The organism is Williamsia maris, from assembly GCF_024171815.1.
Lineage (GTDB): Bacteria > Actinomycetota > Actinomycetes > Mycobacteriales > Mycobacteriaceae > Williamsia_A > Williamsia_A maris.
This window is the reverse complement of sequence record NZ_JAMTCJ010000001.1, coordinates 245,187-265,141: the sequence shown is the minus strand read 5'-3', so window position 1 is coordinate 265,141 and position 19,955 is coordinate 245,187. Positions and strand designations below refer to the sequence as shown.

The window sequence follows — 19,955 nt, the reverse complement described above, 5'->3', positions numbered from 1 at the left end:
CCTGTTTTTCAGGGCACCGGACGACTCCCGCACGGGTGCCCTTCCCCCAGAAAGGCACGCCATGACCAGCGGACTCACCACCGCGCCCGACACCGGGACCTCGGATCGACGAATCCGGTCCTTCCGCACCATTCCCTCGCCGGAGGCCCTACGCACCGAACTACCCCTCACCGCCGAGCAAGCAGTTGCCGTGCGCCGCGACCGCGCCGAGATCGCCGACATCCTCGCCGGCCGAGACGACCGCCTCCTGGTCGTCGTGGGCCCCTGCTCGGTCCACGACCCCGTCGCCGCCCTGGACTACGCCCGACGTCTCGCGGTGGTCGCCGAGCAGCACGTCGATCAGCTCAAGATCGTCATGCGCGTCTACTTCGAGAAGCCGCGGACCACGGTCGGCTGGAAGGGTCTCATCAACGACCCGGGGATGGACGGCAGCTTCGACATCGAGCGCGGATTGCGTACCGCGCGAGCACTTCTGCTCGACGTCATCGACCTCGGGTTGCCTGTCGGTTGCGAGTTCCTCGAACCGACCAGCCCGCAGTACATCGCCGACGCGGTCTCGTGGGGTGCCATCGGCGCCCGGACCACGGAGTCGCAGGTGCACCGCCAACTCGCCTCGGGGCTGTCCATGCCCATCGGTTTTAAGAACGGGACCGACGGCGACGTCCAGGCGGCGATCGACGGGGTGCGCGCGGCCGCGGCCGAACACGTGTTCTTCGGCGTCGACGACGTGGGGTCGGCAGCCGTCGTCGCGACCGTGGGCAACGGCGACTGTCACGTCATCCTTCGCGGCGGTCGGGCCGGGACGAACTACGACGCCGAGTCGGTGGCCGCCGCGGCGAACCGACTCGCGGCGCAGGGGCTGCCCGCCCGGCTCATGATCGACTGCTCACACGCCAACTCGCACAAGGACCATCTGCGGCAGGCCGTCGTCGCCCTCGAGGTCGCCGACCAGATCGGCCGCGGGCAGGGCGCAGTCTCCGGAGTGATGCTCGAGAGCTTCCTCGTCGCGGGCGCCCAGTCGCTCGACGGCAGGTCGCCGGGTGATGCGCCACTGGTCTACGGGCAGTCGGTCACCGACAAGTGCATGGATCTCGCCAAGACGGTCGAGGTGATCGAGTCGCTGGCGGGCGCGGTGGTCAGCCGGCGGTGAAGACGACGAGCCAGACCGCGACATAGTGCACCAGCGCTGCGATCACGGTCGCGGTGTGGAAGAACTCGTGGTGGCCGAACGTCGACGGCCACGGGTTGGGCCACCGCGTCGCGTAGAGGACGGCGCCCACCGTGTAGAACAGGCCGCCGACGGCGAGCAACACCATGACTGCGACGCCGGCGCGGGCGGTGAGCTCGGGGGCCACGAAGATGATCGTCCACCCCAGGATCATGTAGAGCGGCACGCCGAGCCAGCGCGGCGCGCCCGGCCAGATCATCTTCAACGTGACCCCGGCGAGGGCACCCGCCCACACCACCGCGAGCACGACCCACTTCTCGGGAGCGGACAGTGCCAGCACGCAGAACGGGGTGTAGCTGCCCGCGATGAAGATGAAGATCATCGAGTGGTCGGCGCGTTTCATCCAGGTGCGCGCGGCCACCGTCGACCAGTGGACGCGGTGATAGGTCGCGCTGACCCCGAACACACCGCAGACCGTCAGGGCGTAGATGCCGCAGGCCAACGCGGCGACCGGACCGGTCATCGCCCACGCGACGGCGACCAGCGTGGCGCCGGTGATGATGGCGACGAATCCGGAGTACAGGTGGATCCACCCGCGCATCCGGGGGCGGAGATCGGCGAGCACCGAGAGCTCTGCGAGATCCTGTTTGCTCGTCTCGATGACGATCGCACTCACCTCCGCGACGGGCCGGACTTCTTCGGACAAACCTACGCTACCGTAGGTTCTGCCTGTGGGGCCTGAACCGGCGGTGAATTCACGAGTATCCTCTCGTTGCGTGGAGGAAGTCCGAGAACGCGCCGAACCTGTGGAGCCCATCCGGTGAAATTGATCCCCGGACAATTCCGCATCCCGCTCTATCGGGTCTACGAGACCCGGCTGGTTCAACTCATGGACCCCGAGCGGATGCCCCGACACATCGCGATCATCTGCGACGGGAACCGACGCTGGGCGCGGGAGGCCGGTTTCGAGGACGTGAGCCACGGGCACCGCGTCGGCGCCCAGAAGATCGCCGAGATGCTGCGCTGGTGCACAGAGCTGTCGATCGAGACGGTGACCATCTACCTGTTGTCGACGGAGAACCTGCAGCGCGCTTCCGAGGAGCTCGACGCGCTGATGCAGATCGTCCCCGACATCGTCGACGAGATCGCCGCACCCGGGCAGGACTGGAAGGTCCACATCGTCGGCACGCTCGATCAGTTGCCCGAGCCCGTCGCCCTCCGGCTGCAGACCGCACAGGAACGCACCGTCGACAACACCGGGATGCACGTGAACGTCGCGGTCGGCTACGGCGGTCGTCAGGAGATCGTCGACGCCGTGCGCTCACTGTTGGTCGACCGGTTGGAATCCGGGGGTGACGCGGCCGACCTCGTCAAGGCGGTGTCGGTGGACGCGATCGACGCGCACCTCTACACCAAGGGACAGGCCGACCCGGATCTCGTGATCAGGACCTCGGGCGAACAACGACTCTCGGGCTTCCTGCTGTGGCAGAGCGCCTACTCCGAGATCTGGTTCACCGACGCCTACTGGCCGGAGTTCCGACGCGTCGACTTCCTGCGCGCCCTTCGCGACTACGGTGCCCGCAGCAGGCGGTTCGGCCGCTAGCGCCTCGGGGTCAGATCTTTCGCAGCCGCACGCGGTTGATCGCGTGGTCGGCGTCCTTGCGCAGCACCAGGGTCGCGCGCGGGCGCGTCGGCAGGATGTTCTGCACGAGGTTGGGCAGATTGATCCCGTGCCAGATGTCGCGGGCGGCCGACGTCGCGTCGTGATCGCCGAGCGACGAATAGCTGTGGAAGTGCGAGTTGGGATCGGCGAACGCCGTCGACCGCATCGCGAGGAACCGGTGCACGTACCAGTCCTCGATGTCCTCGATGCGGGCGTCGACGTAGACGGAGAAGTCGAACAGATCCGACACCATCAGCCGCGGTCCGGTCTGGAGCACGTTGAGCCCCTCGAGGATGAGGATGTCCGGTTGCTCCACATGGTGTTCCACGCCGCGGACGATGTCGTAGCTCAGGTGTGAGTAGACCGGCGCCGGGACGTCGACCGCGCCTGCCTTGACCTCGGTCACGAAGCGCAACAACGCCCGTCGGTCGTACGACTCCGGAAAACCCTTGCGGTGCATGATCCCTCGCCGTTCGAGTTCGGCGGTGGGGTAGAGGAAGCCGTCGGTGGTCACGAGGTCGACCTTGGGGTGGGCGTCCCACCGGGCGAGCAGCGCCTGCAGCACGCGCGCGGTGGTGGACTTGCCGACCGCCACACTGCCCGCGACACCGATGACGAACGGCACCTGACGTTCGGGCTGACGCTCGCCGAGGAAGGTCGAGGTGGCCGCGAACAGTCGTTGCCGGGCGGCGACCTGCAGATGGATGAGACGTGACAGGGGCAGGTAGACGTCAGCGACCTCGGAGAGGTCGATCTGCTCGCCCAGCCCGCGCAGACCGCGGAGCTCTTCCTCGTTCATCACCAGCGGGACCGACTGACGCAGCTTCCGCCACTGCGCGCGATCGAGCTCGATATAGGGGCTCGGTTCGGCTACCCGTGACATGCAAGCCTCTCGGCCGGACGTACGGGCCGTTCGGCAGACTCCGGCGGCATGGCACATAGTCTCGCCAATCGGCGCGGGATCCGAAACTCGGGGGTCGTTTGGGTAGCGTCGACGTCGTGGATTCCGAGTCGTTGATCACTGATTACCTGCGCGTCGGTCTGGCGTTCGACCGGCTCGAGGAGGGCTTCGTCGACGCGTTCACCGGCGACCCGCGCCTGCGTGCCGAGTCGGTGAACAGCCCGGCCCCCGACCCGTCGGAGCTGGCCCGACGGATCCGCGGCCTGTGTGCCGACGTCACCGCATCCGACCTGCCCAAGCAGCGTCGTGCGTTCGTCGCCGCGCATCTCGACGCCATGGAGTGCTCCGCCCGCCGGTTCGCGGGCGAGGAGATCGGGTTCGTCGACGAGGTGCGCCACTACTTCGACGTCGACATCGCGCTCGGCGATCCAGAGGACTATCGACGCGCCCACACGGCGCTGTCGGAAGTGCTCGGTGGATCCGGCGACCTCGCCGAGAGGTACGCCACGCACCGTGCGAGCGACGAGATCCCCGGTGATCGGGTCGCCGACTGCGTCGCGGCGTTCAGTTCGGCGCTGCGCGAACGCGTCCGGGCCTCCCATCCGCTGCCCGACACCGAGATCGTCGAGTTCGAGGTGGTCACCGACAAGCCGTGGTCGGGGTTCAACTACTACCTCGGCGACTTCCGCTCGCGGGTCGCCATCAACGTCGACCTCACCCAGCACATGGCGTCGTTGCCGCACCTGATCGCGCACGAGGCCTACCCCGGGCACCACACCGAGCACTGCCGCAAGGAGGAGATCCTGGTGGCGGGCGGCCAACGGGAGCAGAGCATCTTCCTGGTCAACACCCCGCAGTGCCTGATGGCCGAGGGGTTGGCCGACCACGCGCTCCAGTCGGCGATCGGTCCCGACTGGGGGCTCTGGGCCCAGGAGATCTACGCCGACCTCGGTCTGCGCTTCGACGGCGACCGCGCGCAGCGGATCTCCCGTGCCACCGGCGGACTCCTGGGCGTCCGGCAGGACGCGGCGCTGCTCCTGCACGATCGCGGCGCCGACCACGACACCGTCGCCGAGTACCTGCAGACCTGGCTGTTGGCGTCGCAGCCCCGAGCCCGTCAGATGCTGCGATTCCTGTCGTCACCGCTGTGGCGGGCCTACATCACCACCTACGTGGAGGGCTACCGACTGCTGGGGACGTGGCTCGATGCCGACGCGGACGGGCCCTCGGGTCCGGGCCGATCCGCCCGGTTCGGGCGGCTCCTCGACGAGCCGCTGACCCCGGCGGCGTTGCGGGCGGAATTGGCGCAATAGACTGGTCGGCATGACCGCGCAGGATCTGAACACCGCGTCCCTGGCCGAACTCGATCCCGACGTCGCCGCCGCGATGAACGGTGAGCTGAGCCGACAGCGCGACACGCTCGAGATGATCGCCTCGGAGAACTTCGTCCCCCGGGCGGTTCTGCAGGCGCAGGGCAGCGTGTTGACGAACAAGTACGCCGAGGGTTATCCGGGTCGGCGCTACTACGGCGGCTGCGAGTACGTCGACGTCGTCGAGAACATCGCCCGCGAACGCGCGAAGTCGCTGTTCGGCGCCGACTTCGCCAACGTCCAACCGCACTCGGGCGCGCAGGCCAACGCCGCCGTCCTGATGGCCCTGATGAACCCGGGCGAGAAGCTGCTCGGGCTGGACCTCGCGCACGGCGGACACCTCACCCACGGCATGCGGCTCAACTTCTCCGGGAAGCTCTACGACACCGCCGCCTACGGGGTGAGCAAAGAGGACTACCGCATCGACATGGACGAGGTCCGCAAGATCGCGGTCGCCGAGAAGCCGAAGGTGATCGTCGCCGGCTGGTCGGCCTACCCGCGCACGCTCGACTTCGAGGCGTTCCGGTCCATCGCCGACGAGGTCGGTGCGTACCTCTGGGTCGACATGGCGCACTTCGCCGGCCTCGTGGCAGCGGGACTGCACCCGTCGCCGGTGCCCTACGCCGACGTCGTCACGAGCACCGTCCACAAGACGCTCGGTGGCCCACGCTCCGGCATCATCCTGGCCAAGCAGGAATGGGCCAAGAAGCTGAACTCCGCGGTGTTCCCCGGCCAGCAGGGTGGACCGCTCATGCACGTGATCGCCGCCAAGGCCGTCGCGCTGAAGATCGCGGCCACCGACGAGTTCGTCGACCGCCAGCGCCGCACGATCGAGGGCGCACAGTTGCTGGCCGAACGACTCACCGGCTCGGACGTGTCCGCGGCGGGCGTGTCCGTCCTCACCGGCGGCACCGACGTCCACCTGGTGCTCGCCGATCTGCGCAACAGCGAGATGGACGGCCAGCAGGCCGAGGATCTCCTGCACCAGGTCGGTATCACGGTCAACCGCAACGCCGTTCCGTTCGATCCGCGCCCGCCGATGGTGACCTCCGGGTTGCGTATCGGTACGCCCGCTCTCGCGACCCGTGGTTTCTCGGCCACCGAGTTCACCGAGGTCGCCGACATCATCGGCACCGCGCTCGCCGCCGGCGCGTCGGCCGATGTGGCCGCGTTGCGCGGTCGGGTCTCGCAGCTCGCCCTGGATTTCCCGCTCTACGAAGGACTCGAGGAGTGGGGCATGCTGAGCACCGGGGTGCGCGCGTGAAAACCGCGTTCGTTGGCTTCCGTCCCGCCGATTCTCTATCGTGTTTCGCGTGAAGAACATTGCCTACGACGACCTGATCCTGGCTCTGGAGAAGGCTCTGCCGGAGATCGCCGCCGCGCACGAGGAGGATTCCATCACCTGGAATCCACACGACCTGGTGCCGTGGGACGAGGGACGCAACTTCGCGTTCCTGGGCGGATCTGACTGGGACGCCGCCGAATCGACGATGTCGGCAGAGGTCCGTGCGGCCGTTCTCGCGTTGCTCCTCACGAAGGAGAACCTGCCGTCGTTCCACCGTGTGCTCGGGCTGCACTTCCCGCCGTTCTCGGAATGGCGTGATCTGGTCGGCCGCTGGACCGCGGAGGACAACCGCCACTCGATCGCTCTACGCGACCACCTCGTGGTGACCCGCCAGATCGACCCCGAGGGACTCGAGGCCCTGCGCCTCTCACACGTGACCCAGGGGTATCAGCAGAACAGCGATTTCCGTGAGTCCACCGGACCCGCGTTGGCGCTGGCGCTGATGGCCGTGCACGAACTGCAGGCCTCCCGATTCGCACGCGCGCTCGCCGAGAAGGTCGAGACGAAGAGTCTGGCCGACATGCTCGGACTGGTCGCCAAGGACGACGAGGTACAGGCCGCGACGTTCATCGCGTTCCTCAACGCCGCGCTCAACGCCGAACCCGACGACACAGTGCTCGCCGTCGCCGCCGCGGTCAACGCCGCGGTGCCGATCGGTGCCGACATCGCGCACTTCGAGGCGGAGTACGCGCTGCTCGGCGAGTACACCGACTCGTCGGTGCTCGGTGGTGTCGCGAAGAGCCTGGTGTCCGCGCTCGGTCTGAACTCCCTCGACGGTCTCGGCGCGGACGCGGAAGCCGCCCGCCAGGAACTCTTCGCCCGCGCGAACGCATGACCGCCTAGGCGGAGACGTCGGCCTGGGGTCGGCCGTCGGGGATGGTCACGACTGCCCTGCGGTGCAACGGGTTCCGCGGATCGGCGATCGAATCGGTCACCCGGAACTCGGCCTGCCACTGTGCCCGCGTCAGTCGGTTGAGGACGTATCCACGCTGGGCGTTGCCGAAGCGGACGTGCGGTGACGCGGCCTTGAGCTGCTTGTCGCTCGCGTCGCTGTCGGCACCGTCCTTGCCCGATGCGATCGATGTCCCGGCCAGTTCGATTCCGACGGTGGGGGATTCGCGGGTATAGGTCGACCGGAGGTCGGACACCACACTGCGGTGGATGTCGCCGACGATGGACACCAGGTTGCGAACCTTGCGGTCGCGGGCGCCGTCGAGAATGCGGACGCGTGAGGCCTCGTACCCACTCCATCCGTCCATGCTGACCTTGCGTTGTCCGTCGATGTCGCGGGCCAGATCGGCGATGGTGGTCTGGTGCGCCAGCACGTTCCAGCGGCGACGGCTCGAGCCCAGGCTGTCGAGGATCCATCGTTCCTGGCGGGCGCCGGTGATGGTCCGACGGGGATCGGCGGTCTGCGCGTCCTGCGGAGAGTCCATGTCGCCGTTGACCTGATCGCTGCGGTACTGACGCGTGTCGAGGACGTCGAAGCGCGCGAGATCGCCGAAATCGAAGCGGCGGTAGGCCTGGACGTCGGGTCCGAGCGGACGCTGGGCCGCGCGCACCGGGGTGTTCTCCCACCACGCCTTCATCGCCTGGGCGCGCCGAGCCAGGAACTGCGGGATCGGCGCGTTGTCCTCGGAGATGGGCCCCGCCCAGTTGTTCTCCACCTCGTGGTCGTCGAACACGGTGATGAACGGGCTGACGCGGTGGGCGTGCTGCAGCTGTGGGTCGAGCTTGTAGAGCGCGTACCGGTCGCGGTAGTCGTCCAGCGTCATCATCTCGGTCAGGCACGACGCGGGCAGCGCCGCGGTGTTGCGGCGCCCGCCGCCTGCCGGGATCCCCTTCTCGTAGACGTAGTCACCGAGATGGAACACGACGTCGGGTGCGAACGACGCCATGTCCTCGTAGGCGTTGAAGAACCCGTCGCCCCACGACTGGCAGGACGCCCACGCGAAGGTCAGCGCGGACAGTGGGGACCCGGCCGCCGGCGCCGTCCGGGTCCGTCCGACATCGGAGATGTGCGGTCCGGATCGGAACCGGTAGAAGTACTCGCGTGCCGGGGTCAGGCCCCGGACGTCGACGTGCACGCTGTGTCCGTCGGCGGCGGTCGCGACCACACGTCCGCGTCGGACGACCGATGTCATCTTCTCGTCGGTGGCGAGTTGCCACTCGACCGGGACCGATGCCGCCCCCATCCCGCCACCCCGGGACAGCGGGGCCGACGCCAGTCGGGTCCAGAGGACGACACCGTCGGGCAGCGGATCGCCGGACGCGACGCCGAGGGTGAACAGGTGGTCGCCGGACGACGGCGCGGTGGCCAGGGGAGCGGCGTCGGCGAACAGCCCGGGTGTGAAGGCCAGCGCCCCGGCGACACCGGTCCAGGTCAGGAAGCGACGGCGGTTCACCCCGTGGCGGATGGACTTGTCGGCGTCGACGACGACCGAGGGCGCGAGGATTCGAGGGCTCATGGTGATCCAGCCGACCAGGTTGCGTTGACCGTCGCGGGTCGCTGCGGGGGTGGGTGGATGACCCGCGCATGAACTCGGATCGTCCGCGCGTCACCGGATGAACACCGGTCGAACACGGCGGTTCACCGCGTTACGTGTTGTTCACGGACACGCGGGCGGCATGACGCGAAGTCCGGGTCCTCCGGGCGTAGCTTGGCGAATGACGGATCGCGGGGAAGTGGTCCGTCCGGGAGGTTCTATTCGTGGTTTTCCTCACACACCGCGAGGGGACCGGCCCCGGTCTCTGTACCGGCCCGGTCCTGTCGAAACTGCTTGCACGGGAGCCGTGCCGGCCGAGGAGCCCTTCGTGACCACACGCACTTATGTCCTTGACACCTCCGTGCTGCTGTCCGACCCGTGGGCGGTGACGCGATTCGCCGAGCATCGCGTCGTCCTGCCGCTGGTGGTGATCAGCGAACTCGAGGGCAAGCGGCATCACCACGAGCTGGGATGGTTTGCGCGCGAGTCGTTGCGGATGCTCGACGATCTGCGAATCGAACACGGGCGCCTCGATCTCCCCGTCCCGATCGGCGACGACGACGGGACCGTTCAGGTCGAGCTGAACCACACCGACCCCGCAGTCCTGCCCGCCGGCTTCCGCACCGACACCAACGACTCACGAATCCTGGCCTGTGCGTTGAATCTTCGGGCCGAGGGCAACGATGTCGTGCTGGTGTCCAAGGACACCCCGCTGCGGGTGAAAGCAGGCGCGGTGGGACTGGCCGCCGACGAGTACCACGCCCAGGACGTGGTGGTGTCGGGGTGGGCGGGGATGACCGAGGTCGAGGTGGACCCCACCGACATCGACCGGCTGTTCGCCGAGGGTGTGGCCGATGTCGATGTGGCCCGGGAACTGCCGTGCCACACCGGGGTTCGACTCCTCGGCGGTTCGTCGAGTGCACTGGGCCGGGTCAACGCGGACAAGCAGGTGCAGTTGGTCCGCGGCGATCGCGAGGCGTTCGGGCTGCGCGGTCGGTCGGCCGAGCAGCGGGTCGCGCTCGATCTGTTGCTCGACGAGAGCGTCGGGATCGTCTCGATGGGCGGCAAGGCGGGCACCGGTAAGTCGGCGCTGGCCCTGTGCGCCGGACTCGAGGCGGTCCTCGAGCGTCGCACGCAGCGCAAGGTCGTCGTGTTCCGTCCGCTCTACGCCGTGGGCGGTCAAAATCTCGGGTACCTGCCCGGCAGTGAATCGGACAAGATGGGCCCCTGGGCGCAGGCCGTGTTCGACACCCTGGAGGGATTGGCATCCACCGAGGTGATCGAGGAGGTGCTGAGTCGGGGGATGTTGGAGGTCCTGCCGCTCACGCACATCCGCGGCCGGTCGCTGCACGACTCGTTCGTCATCGTCGACGAGGCTCAGTCGCTCGAACGCAACGTCCTGCTCACCGTGCTCTCGCGTCTGGGCTCCGGCTCGCGGGTGGTCCTCACCCACGACGTCGCCCAGCGCGACAACCTCCGCGTCGGCAGGCACGACGGGGTCGCGGCGGTGATCGAGAAGTTGAAGGGGCATCCGCTGTTCGCGCACATCACGCTGACCCGGAGTGAGCGGTCGCCGATCGCGGCGCTCGTGACGGAGATGCTGGAGGAGTTCGCGCCGGGAGCGTGAAACTGACCGTTGGCTCGTGACTCACGTCACCACGCCGGTCGGTGACCGTATCAGTGCAGTGTTGTGACCCTGTCGATATCGATCATCGACCGGCGTGGCCGGATACTTCTATGGTGTTCGAGTTACGAGAGTTGTTCAAGTGGCGTGTGTTGTCTCCTGCTATCGCGGCCGGGGTGGTGATGATGGCCGCGTTGTCGGGTGCTGTGGGGTTGGCACCTGCGAACGCGGCGACGGTCGTCTCGCCGGCGGATTTCCCGAGCACCGCGCAGATGGTCACGGTGATGTCCGACGAGCGGTCGGACACGACCGCCACCCTCACCGCGTGGGACAAGGTCGACGGCGCCTGGAAGGCCACCATCGGCCCGGTCAAGGCGTTCGTCGGTTCGCAGGGGATCGGCGCTCCGCGGGACAACGTGCCGCGCACGCCCGAGGGCACCTTCGCCTTCGACCAGGCCTTCGGTCGCCAGCCCAACCCGGGCACGAAACTGCCCTATTTCCAGGCTGATCGACAGGACTGGTGGGACGAGTTCCCGTCGTCCCCGACCTACAACACCCACGTCCGCCAGGTGAAGAGCCCCGGCGGCGACAGTGAGAACCTGTACGACAGCGGCCCCGTCTACGACTACGCGGTGAACATCGCGCACAACCCGCAGCGCCGTCCCGGTTACGCGTCGGGCATCTTCCTGCACGTCACCGACGGCTCGCCGACCCAGGGATGCGTCGCGGTGGACAAGGCGACGATGGTCTCCGTGCTCAAGTGGCTCGACCCGAGCAAGGATCCGGTCATCACGATCGGGTTGAACGCCAACCAGGCCTGACATTGCCGACCAAGCTCCCGATTTTCCTGTGAGCCTGCACTTTCGATGCGCTGGATTCACGCTGGTGATGTAACAATGTTCCGCATGTCACGGCTTTCTCTGCGAACTCTCATCACCGGCGTGATCCTCGCGGTCACGCTCGGGTTCTCGACCGTTCCCTCCGCATCGGCGGCACCGCTCGCGCCGGCGGCCGGGTACGGCTTCTCCGGTGGTGCGGATCTGCTCGCGCTGTCGCAGGGAGACCTGAACCGCGAACTCGACGCCGTCGCGGCGACCGGTGCCCGGTGGTTGCGTGTCGGTGTCGACCGCAGCCAGATCGAGACCGGCCCCGGCGTCTACAACTGGAGCACCTCCGACCGGGTCATCAACGCGGCCCGTGCGCGTGGCCTCACGGTCCTGGCCGTGATCGCCTACACCCCGATCCTGCAGGGCGGCGGTCTCCTCCGGACCGCACCCCCGGCCAACGTCAACGACTTCGCCGTGTTCACCTCGCGTGCGGCACAGCGGTACCAGGGGCGGGTGTCGAACTGGGAGATCTGGAACGAGCCCAACCTCCCGCTGTTCTTCGGCAACGTGCCCAATCCGGCGTTGAAGTACACCCAGTTGCTCCGCGCCGCCTACCCGGCGATCAAGCGTGTCCAGCCGCGCGCGACCGTGATCGCGGCCGGCCTGAGCCGTCAGATCGGGGCGCTCTCACCGCCGGCCTTCATCCAGGCGATGTACCGCTACGGGGCCAAGGGCTTCTTCGACGCGGCGGCCATGCACCCGTACACCTTCCCGGGTGGACTGCGCGCCAACCAGGAGAACGGGATCTCCGACATCGCGGTGGTCCACGCGATCATGTCGCGCAACGGCGACGGCGGGAAGAAGATCTGGTTCACCGAGTTCGGCGCGCCCACGAACGGCCCGCGTTTCGGCGGCAACACCCCGATCCAGCAGCGCGACCAGATCCGCGACACGTTGGCGTTCCTGGCCCGTCTGCCGTACTCCGGACCGGCGTTCATCTACAGCATCCGGGACACGGCGGGCGATCCGCAGTCACTGGCGAATCGGGAGACCCGCTTCGGGGCCCTGCTGACCTACGACTACAAGCGAAAGCCCACGTTCGACCTGCTGCGCCGCTAGCGGGCGATCCCGCCGCTTTCACAGGGTGGGGAGTCGAGTTAGGTACTGCTAGCCTAACCAGCTATGTCCGACGTCGTCCTGGATCCTCCAGGCCTCACCGAGCCCGTGGTTGCCCGTGTGCCGAGACCGCGCGCACGAAAACGGCGCACCCGCAAACCCGTTCGCAGGGTCTGGTGCTGGCGCACCGGTGGTCCTCGCTCGTCCTCGGACTCGTCCTGGTGGTGGTCTGCACCACCGGTGCCTCCCTCGTCTACGCGCCGGAACTCCTCAGGGCCACCAACTCCGACCTGTTCGCGTCGACCGCGGCCGAGCGGCCGGTGGGTTTCGCAGCGGCCTTCGACGCTGTACGCGCCGCCGACCCCGGGTTCGCCACGTCGTACGCATCCGAGAAAGACGGTGTGTACGTTCTGTTCTCCGACGACGCGACATCCAACGAGGCCTACTTCGTGGACGCGGGGACCGGCGCGATCAACGGTCACGGTGACATCTACGGCGGCGTCATCGGGTTCGGAGTCAACGTGCACGACTGCGGTCTCACCTGCGAGGCCTACCCCGGATACCTGCCCTGGTTGAACGAGGCGTCGCCGTTGGCCGGGTTCGCGGCGACCGCGGACATGACGTGGGGCGGACTGATCCTCGCCGGCACGGGCCTGCTGCTGTTGGTCCTGGCGATCAGCGGATTCGTCCTGTGGTGGCCGGGAATCCGGAAGTGGCGCCACGGTTTCCGGGTGCGGCTCGGACGGGGCCGCTTCGCCCGTGACTACGACCTGCACAACGTCATCGGTATCGTCGCCGCTCCGGCGTTGCTCGTCTGGGCGCTGACCGGGATGAACTTCGAGATCCCCGCCGTCACCGACCTCTGGTACTCGACGACCGGAGGAACCGCGGCAGCCGACGACGCCTACGAGATGGAACCGTCGGGGACGACCGGCCCCGGCATCACCCTCGCCGCAGCCTCCGCGGCGGCGACCTCGGCGTTCCCCGGTTCCGTGGTGACGGCGGTGACGTTACCGGCCGACACGGACGGCTACTACGGCTTCACTCTCCTCGACCGCGGACCCGACGGGACGGACGCCGACCTGTGGGCCCACAGCCCGACCTACCACGGCAACCGCTCGGTCGGGGTCGACGCCCACGACGCGACCGACGTGAAGGTGATGAGCGGGACCCCGGACGGTCTCTCCACCGAGATCATCGAGCAGTGGGCCCAACCGATGCTGCACTACGGCGTCTCGGTCAACCCGTGGTGGCGGTCGCTGTGGTTCCTGTTCGGCCTCACCCCGCTGATGTTGATGATCACCGGGGTGTCGACCTGGCTGTTCCGACGGGGAACCACCAAGCGCAAGAAGCAGGCTCGCGCGGCGCGGGACGCCGGCCGTTCTGCTCCCGCCGGGGCATGAACCAGACGGTCGCCCTCGCGGTGATCATCTGGGCGGGCGCGGCCGGGCTGTGGTTCCTCGGACGGGCGGTGCTCGGACCGGCCACGGCGCCGTCCACACTGCCCATCACGATGCTCTGGGTGGCCGTGACCGCCTGGCTGGCAACCGGTCTGGTGGCATGGGTGACCGGCACGCCGCCTGCACGCCCGACAGTATTCGCCGGGTACGCGGTCACCGCGGCCGCGATCGTCCCGGTGGGCATGACTCTCGCCGGTCGGCTGCGCGGCAGGCAGGCCGACCTGGTGCGTGCGGTGGTCGTCGCGCTGCTCGCCTTCCTCTGCTATCGCAGTGAGGCGGTGTTCCTCTGAGGCCTCCCGCGACACAAATCCGTTACCGCGACCGAGATCTCGGTCGCGGTAACGGATTCGAGTCGCGGGAACGGTCCCGCAGCGCTCAGCGCTTGTGGTCGAGGTTGGCCATCTTCAGCACGTCGAGCCGGTTGTCGAGCTCGGCCTCGCTCAGCGTGTCGCCGATGAGACCGCGATCGATCACCGTCTGACGAATCGTCTTGCCCTCCTTGAGGGCCTGCTTGGCGACCGCGGCGGCCTCCTCGTACCCGATCGCGCTGTTGAGCGGCGTCACGATCGACGGGGAGCTCTCGGCGAGGGTCTTGAGATGGTCGACGTTGGCCTCCAGGCCGGCGATGCACCGGTCGGCGAACAGGTGGGAGACGTTGGCCAACAGCTTCAGTGACTCGAGGACGTTGCGGGCCATCATCGGGATGTAGACGTTGAGCTCGAACGCACCGTTGCCGCCGCCCCAGGTGACCGCGGCGTCGTTGCCGATGACCTGCGCCGCGACCTGCGTGACCGCCTCGGGGAGAACGGGATTGACCTTGCCGGGCATGATCGAACTGCCGGGCTGAAGATCGGGGAGCCGGATCTCGCCGAGACCGGTCAGCGGCCCCGATCCCATCCAGCGGACGTCGTTGGCGATCTTGGTCAGCGACACCGCGACGGTCTTGAGAACGCCGGACAGCTCGACGAGCCCGTCGCGCGCGGCCTGCGCCTCGAAGTTGTCGACGGCCAGCGAGAGATGCTGCACGCCGGTCTGTTTGACCAGGTCGGCGACGACCTTGGTGCCGAACTCGTCGGGCGCGTTGAGCCCGGTGCCGACGGCGGTGCCGCCGATGGGCAGTTCGCCGACGCGGACCAGGCAGGCCTGCACGCGCTCGACCCCGGCCTCGATCTGGCGGGCGTAACCACCGAACTCCTGACCCAAGGTGACCGGGACGGCGTCCATCAGGTGGGTGCGACCGGACTTGACGACCTCACGCCATTCGATGGCCTTGGCCGCGAGGGCCTCGTGCAGGTGCTCGAGTGCGGGGATCAGGTCGGTCGCCGCGGCCTCGGTCGCGGCCACATGGGTTGCGGTGGGGAAGGTGTCGTTCGACGACTGCGACATGTTGACGTGGTCGTTGGGGTGCACCTCGACACCGGCGGCCTTCGCGATCGAGGCGATGACCTCGTTGGCGTTCATGTTCGAGCTGGTGCCCGAGCCGGTCTGGAACACGTCGATCGGGAACTGGTCGTCGTGCGCACCGGAGGCGATCTCGGCGGCGGCGGCGATGATCGCGTCGGCCTTCTCGGCGTCGAGCAACCCGAGATCCTTGTTCACCTGCGCGCACGCGGACTTGAGCAGCCCCATCGCGCGGATCTGCGTGCGCTCCAGCGGGCGGTGGGAGATCGGGAAGTTCTCGACCGCACGCTGGGTCTGGGCCCGCCACAGTGCGTCGATGGGTACCCGGACCTCGCCCATGGTGTCGTGTTCGATACGGAACTGCGGTGTGCCGTCGGCGTCAGAATCACTCATGGACAACGACCTTAACCGAAGTCGATGGTCGCGAATTCACGCAGCTTGTCCACCTGGTGGAAGCCCTCGATCCGTCGGATCGTCCCGGACTTCGACCGCATCACCAGCGAGCGGGTGGTGGCGCCGGTCGAGCGGTAGCTCACGCCACGCAGCATGTCGCCGTTGGTGACGCCGGTCGCGCAGAAGAACATGTTCTCGCCCTTGACCAGGTCGTTGGTGGTCAGCTTCTGGTCGAGTTCGAGGCCGGCGTCGAGCGCCTTCTGGCGCTCGGCCTCGGTCTGTGGCCACAGTTTGCCCTGGATCTCGCCGCCCATGCACTTCATCGCGACGGCGGTGATGATGCCCTCGGGCGTGCCACCGATGCCCATCAGCATGTCCACCGAGCTCTCCGCCTGCGCGGCGGCGATCGCACCGGCGACGTCACCGTCGGAGATGAGCCGCACCTTGGCGCCCGCAGCGCGGATCTCGCCGATCAGATCGGCGTGACGGGGACGGTCGAGCACGACGACGGTCGTGTCGGCGACGGCGATGTTCTTGGCCTTGGCCACCGAGGTGACGTTCCACTCGACGGACTGGTTGATGTCGATGGCGCCCGCGGCCTCCGGGCCGACGGCGATCTTCTCCATGTAGAACACCGCGGACGGGTCGTACATGGTGCCGCGCTCGGACACCGCGATAACCGCGATGGAGTTCGGGCGGCCCTCGGCCATCAGCGTGGTGCCGTCGATCGGGTCGACGGCGACGTCGACCTCGGGTCCCTCGCCGTTCCCGACCTCTTCGCCGTTGTAGAGCATCGGGGCCTCGTCCTTCTCGCCCTCGCCGATGACCACGACGCCGCGCATCGACACTGTCGACAGCAGCTGGCGCATCGCGTCGACCGCCGCGCCGTCGCCGCCGTTCTTGTCGCCGCGTCCGACCCAGCGTCCGGCCGCGAGCGCCGCTGCCTCGGTCACCCGGACCAGCTCCATCGCCAGATTTCGATCCGGGGCTTGCGGGGAGCGGACGGGGTCGGACATGGAGGCCTCCAGTGCTCGGTCGCGCGTGGTGGGAGCCCACGGCGGGTGTGGTGCTCATCCTTTCATGGGCGTGCGTGGATACTGGTCTCGTGGCTGCCAAACCCCGGATACTGACCGATCACAAAGACATGATCTGGTCGCTGATCCCGCTCATCGCGATCTGTGCGGTGATCGCGGTCGTCTCGGGTAACTGTTCGGTCGGTCTGACCGGCGGGGCGCGCGACGACAAGACCCCCGCCTACGACGTGACCGCCGGCCTGACCGCCGACGCCCAGACGATGTCGTTCCCCATCCGGCTACCCGAGACCCCGACGGACTGGAAGCCGAACTCCGGTAGCCGGGGCGGTATCGACGGCAAGACCGTGAGCAACGCCGGTTACATCACCGGAGACGGCGTGTACATGCAGCTCAGCCAGACCGACGCGACCGAGGACTCCCTCGTCGGGTATCTGAGCACCGGGCAGGTACTGGGCCGCGGGGTCATCGAGGTCGGCGGCGCGCAATGGGTCCGATACGGCGCCGACGACGGTAAGTCGGTGTGGGTCACCGACACCAGGGACACGCGTATCGCCCTGTACAGCAAGGCGAACGAGAGCGACTTCCAGACGTTGGCGTCCGCGGTGACCTCGGCGAAGGTCCTGCAACCGCAACGGAACCGGCCGGTCCCCACCGGATAGACCGGCCCGACTCAGTCGTCGGTGTCGTCGTCCAGATCGCCGTCGTCATCGTCGTCGACGATGTCGGAGTCGGTGTCCGCATCGACATCGCCGAGCGCGGTCTCGATGCGCCTGCGCGCACCCTCGAGATGTTCCTCACACCGGCGCGCCAGCGCCTCACCGCGCTCCCACAGGGTCAGGGACGCGTCGAGGTCGAGACCGCCCTGCTCCAGGGTGCGGACGACCGCGACCAGTTCGTCGCGGGCCTGCTCGTAGCCGAGCTCGTCGACCGAGGGCTCCTCGGTGTCGGCGTCGGTCTTGCGGGTGGCCATCTATGCATCCCTCTTCTTGTCGGTGCCCATCACCGCGGCGCGCATGGCACCGTCGGCGACTCGTACGCGCAGCTGCGACCCGATGGGCATGTCGCCAACGGACGCGACCACCTCGGGTGGATCGTCGCCGTGTATCCGCTGCACCACCGCGTATCCGCGGGCCAGCGTCTGTGCCGGCCCCAACGTGGACAGTCGGGCGGCCAGGCTCTCGACCCGATGCTCCTCGTGTCCGACGAACCGCGCGACCTCACGCCGCACCTCGCGCAGGGTCCGGTCGAGCGATTCGGTGCGTTCGTCGATCATCCGCAGCGGGTCGGCCAGCACCGGCCGGGCGCGCAGACCGAGCAGCCCCCGGTGTTCCCGCGACACCCAGTTGCGCAGTGCGCCCGCAGTTCTCGCACGGAGCTCGTCGATCAACGCCAACTCGGCGGCCACGTCGGGGACCACTCTCTTGGCGGCGTCGGTCGGTGTCGCGGCCCGGAGGTCGGCGACCAGGTCCAGCAGCGGGTGGTCGGGTTCGTGCCCGATCGCCGAGACCACCGGCGTCCGCGCCTGCGACACCGCGCGCAGCAGCGTCTCGTCGGAGAACGGCAGCAGATCCTCGACGCTGCCCCCGCCGCGCGCGATGATGATCACCGACACGCCCGGGTCGGCCTCGAGTTCGGCGAGCGCACGCAGGATCGCCGGGACCGCGGTCGGTCCCTGCACCGGGGTGTTGCGGACCTCGATCCGCACCGACGGCCACCGACCCTGCGCGACCGAGAGCACGTCGCGTTCGGCGGCGCTGGAGCGACCGGTGATCAGACCGACACCGTGCGGCAGGAACGGGAGCGGCCGCTTGAGGGCCGGTTCGAAGAGGCCCTCGGCCGCGAGCAGTCGACGGAGGCGCTCGATCCGCGCGAGCAGTTCGCCGATGCCCATCGGTCGGATCTCGGTGACGCGCAACGACAACGTCGCGCGGCCGGTGTAGAAACTGGGCCGTCCGGCCATCACCACGCGGATGCCCTCGGTGAGCGGGACCTCGCAGCGATCGAGCACGGCGGGCGAACAGGTCACCGATATCGAGATGTCGGCCGACGGGTCACGCAGCTGTAGGAACGCGGTCTTCGACCCGCGACGGCTGATCTGGGTGATCTGGCCCTCGACCCACACCTGACCGAGGCGGTGGATCCAGTCGGCGATCTTGGTGTTGAGCGTGCGTACGGGCCACGGGTCCTCCGGCGTGGACTTGCCGGGCCCGCTCATCGCAGCGATCCGGGGTGGATCGACGCGCTCACTTGCCTGCCGCGGCCGTGATCCGGTTGTCGAGCATCGTCTGGAACGGGGCGCGGCCACGATGGCTGCGCTCGTAGTCGGCGAGCGCCCGCAGGTCGTCGAGGTCGACCGAGCGGATCTTGGAACGGAGTTGCGCCAGGGTGAGCCCGTCGTAGTCCAGGTACTCGACGATCTCGGGGGCGTCCGCGGACGGGGCGACCGGTGTCGCCTCGACGTCGGAGCGCACGACGTTCTCGGGAGCGGAGCTGTACAGCGCGAACCGCCCGGTGTTCGACGGCGCGGCATCGTCGTTCGCCGAACCCGTGTCGCCGGTCGACGGCTTCGCGGGAGCGGCCGTGGCCGCAGGAGCCTTCTTCGCAGGAGCATTTTTCGCGGGGGACTTCTTGGCAGGTGCCTTCACCGGCGCCTTCGTGGCCTTCGCCGGGGGAGTGGGCTCGACCGTGTCGGCCTGCTCCGACGGCATGTCGGCGGGCGTGGGCTCGTCCGGGCCGGTCGGGATGTGGCCGGGGGTGGCGCTCCCGGTGGGCGCGTCCTCGCTCGCCGCGGTGGCGGTCGGGGCAGCGGTGATCGGAGTCACCGTCGCGGTCGTCGAGGTCGATTCGGAGTCGCTCGGCGCCTGCGACTTGGGGTCGTGCGTCACATCTGCAGGCGCGTCGTCGTCGAAGGTCGCCCACTCGGGTTCCTCCTGTGCGCGGTGGAACAGCGCGTCGAGGACCTCGTCGCCCTTGATGGCCAGTTCGGCGATTCCCTGCTGGAAACGCATTCCCGCCTGCAGGGTCTGGCTGACTGCGGTCATCGGGAGGGTGACGGCGGTGCTCGGCAGCTTCCGGGTCTCCTCGATCGCGGTCACGATGAGCCCGGTGACGACACGAGCCGCGAACGGTGGACGAATCATGGGTCAACTCTGCCTCATCGCCACGGT

19 protein-coding genes are annotated in these 19,955 nt (G+C 68.3%); 11 read left to right on the top strand and 8 right to left on the bottom strand.

Features of this window, described 5'->3' with window-relative positions; genetic code table 11:
* The first annotated feature begins 61 nt into the window (after positions 1-61).
* Positions 62-1,150, top strand: a complete 1,089-nt coding sequence (locus LX13_RS01210) for a 3-deoxy-7-phosphoheptulonate synthase (RefSeq protein ID WP_253659497.1) — start codon at positions 62-64, stop codon at positions 1,148-1,150.
* Here LX13_RS01210 and trhA read toward each other — a convergent pair.
* The gene (trhA, locus tag LX13_RS01205; protein WP_253660516.1) at positions 1,137-1,769 is read right to left on the bottom strand and encodes a PAQR family membrane homeostasis protein TrhA; all 633 of its coding nucleotides are present in this window, start codon (positions 1,767-1,769) and stop codon (positions 1,137-1,139) included. The genes LX13_RS01210 and trhA overlap by 14 nt on opposite strands.
* A 219-nt stretch (positions 1,770-1,988) precedes the next feature.
* On the opposite strand from trhA, the gene LX13_RS01200 reads away from it, so the two are divergent.
* Positions 1,989-2,771 (top strand): isoprenyl transferase, encoded by a 783-nt coding sequence (locus tag LX13_RS01200; RefSeq protein ID WP_253659496.1) that lies wholly within the window; start codon positions 1,989-1,991, stop codon positions 2,769-2,771.
* Between the two features lie 10 nt (positions 2,772-2,781).
* Here the strand turns inward: LX13_RS01200 and coaA are convergent, their stop codons facing one another.
* A complete protein-coding gene (gene coaA / locus LX13_RS01195; RefSeq protein WP_253659495.1) occupies positions 2,782-3,714 on the bottom strand; it encodes a type I pantothenate kinase in 933 nt (310 codons plus the stop codon).
* 116 nt (positions 3,715-3,830) lie between these two features.
* On the opposite strand from coaA, the gene LX13_RS01190 reads away from it, so the two are divergent.
* From LX13_RS01190 to LX13_RS01180, 3 genes are read left to right on the top strand one after another with little or no spacing between them, the layout of a single operon-like run.
* Complete coding sequence (locus tag LX13_RS01190; RefSeq protein ID WP_253659494.1) at positions 3,831-5,045, top strand: DUF885 domain-containing protein; 1,215 nt, start codon at positions 3,831-3,833, stop codon at positions 5,043-5,045.
* Positions 5,046-5,055: 10 nt separating this feature from the next.
* On the top strand, positions 5,056-6,366 hold the full coding sequence (glyA, locus tag LX13_RS01185; RefSeq protein ID WP_253659493.1) for a serine hydroxymethyltransferase: 1,311 nt from the start codon (positions 5,056-5,058) through the stop codon (positions 6,364-6,366).
* Positions 6,367-6,415: 49 nt separating this feature from the next.
* Entirely contained in the window at positions 6,416-7,282 is an 867-nt protein-coding gene (locus LX13_RS01180) for an acyl-ACP desaturase (protein ID WP_253659492.1), read from the top strand.
* 4 nt (positions 7,283-7,286) lie between these two features.
* Here LX13_RS01180 and LX13_RS01175 read toward each other — a convergent pair whose 3' ends face one another.
* The gene (locus LX13_RS01175; protein ID WP_253659491.1) at positions 7,287-8,915 is read right to left on the bottom strand and encodes an alkaline phosphatase D family protein; all 1,629 of its coding nucleotides are present in this window, start codon (positions 8,913-8,915) and stop codon (positions 7,287-7,289) included.
* A 346-nt stretch (positions 8,916-9,261) separates the two neighbouring features.
* On the opposite strand from LX13_RS01175, the gene phoH2 reads away from it, so the two are divergent.
* The 5 genes from phoH2 to LX13_RS01150 all read left to right on the top strand — a co-directional run bounded on the left by phoH2 (position 9,262) and on the right by LX13_RS01150 (position 14,250).
* On the top strand, positions 9,262-10,560 hold the full coding sequence (gene phoH2 / locus LX13_RS01170; RefSeq protein WP_253659490.1) for an RNA 5'-3' helicase PhoH2: 1,299 nt from the start codon (positions 9,262-9,264) through the stop codon (positions 10,558-10,560).
* Positions 10,561-10,673: 113 nt separating this feature from the next.
* Positions 10,674-11,378 (top strand): L,D-transpeptidase family protein, encoded by a 705-nt coding sequence (locus LX13_RS01165; protein ID WP_253659489.1) that lies wholly within the window; start codon positions 10,674-10,676, stop codon positions 11,376-11,378.
* Between the two features lie 84 nt (positions 11,379-11,462).
* Positions 11,463-12,503, top strand: coding sequence for a glycoside hydrolase 5 family protein (locus LX13_RS01160; RefSeq protein ID WP_253659488.1), 1,041 nt, complete (start codon positions 11,463-11,465; stop codon positions 12,501-12,503).
* Between the two features lie 173 nt (positions 12,504-12,676).
* Positions 12,677-13,903: a PepSY-associated TM helix domain-containing protein gene (locus LX13_RS01155; protein ID WP_253659487.1), complete on the top strand. Its 1,227-nt coding sequence runs from the start codon at positions 12,677-12,679 to the stop codon at positions 13,901-13,903.
* A complete protein-coding gene (locus tag LX13_RS01150) occupies positions 13,900-14,250 on the top strand; it encodes a hypothetical protein (protein ID WP_253659486.1) in 351 nt (116 codons plus the stop codon). The genes LX13_RS01155 and LX13_RS01150 overlap by 4 nt, the downstream gene beginning before the upstream one ends.
* An 85-nt stretch (positions 14,251-14,335) precedes the next feature.
* On the opposite strand, the gene LX13_RS01145 is transcribed toward LX13_RS01150, so the two are convergent.
* Together LX13_RS01145 and glpX are read right to left on the bottom strand one after the other, a co-directional pair.
* Complete coding sequence (locus LX13_RS01145) at positions 14,336-15,754, bottom strand: class II fumarate hydratase (protein WP_253659485.1); 1,419 nt, start codon at positions 15,752-15,754, stop codon at positions 14,336-14,338.
* Between the two features lie 11 nt (positions 15,755-15,765).
* Positions 15,766-16,770: a class II fructose-bisphosphatase gene (glpX, locus tag LX13_RS01140; protein ID WP_253659484.1), complete on the bottom strand. Its 1,005-nt coding sequence runs from the start codon at positions 16,768-16,770 to the stop codon at positions 15,766-15,768.
* An 89-nt stretch (positions 16,771-16,859) separates the two neighbouring features.
* Between glpX and LX13_RS01135 the strand changes: the two genes are divergently transcribed.
* Complete coding sequence (locus LX13_RS01135; protein ID WP_253659483.1) at positions 16,860-17,447, top strand: DUF4245 domain-containing protein; 588 nt, start codon at positions 16,860-16,862, stop codon at positions 17,445-17,447.
* An 11-nt stretch (positions 17,448-17,458) separates the two neighbouring features.
* Here LX13_RS01135 and LX13_RS01130 read toward each other — a convergent pair whose 3' ends face one another.
* Genes LX13_RS01130 through LX13_RS01120 form a run of 3 tightly spaced genes read right to left on the bottom strand, consistent with a single transcriptional unit; the run spans position 17,459 to position 19,928 of the window.
* Complete coding sequence (locus tag LX13_RS01130) at positions 17,459-17,758, bottom strand: exodeoxyribonuclease VII small subunit (protein WP_253659482.1); 300 nt, start codon at positions 17,756-17,758, stop codon at positions 17,459-17,461.
* Complete coding sequence (gene xseA / locus LX13_RS01125) at positions 17,759-19,003, bottom strand: exodeoxyribonuclease VII large subunit (RefSeq protein WP_253659481.1); 1,245 nt, start codon at positions 19,001-19,003, stop codon at positions 17,759-17,761.
* Between the two features lie 28 nt (positions 19,004-19,031).
* The gene (locus tag LX13_RS01120; RefSeq protein ID WP_253659480.1) at positions 19,032-19,928 is read right to left on the bottom strand and encodes a lipid droplet-associated protein; all 897 of its coding nucleotides are present in this window, start codon (positions 19,926-19,928) and stop codon (positions 19,032-19,034) included.
* Positions 19,929-19,955 lie beyond the last annotated feature (27 nt).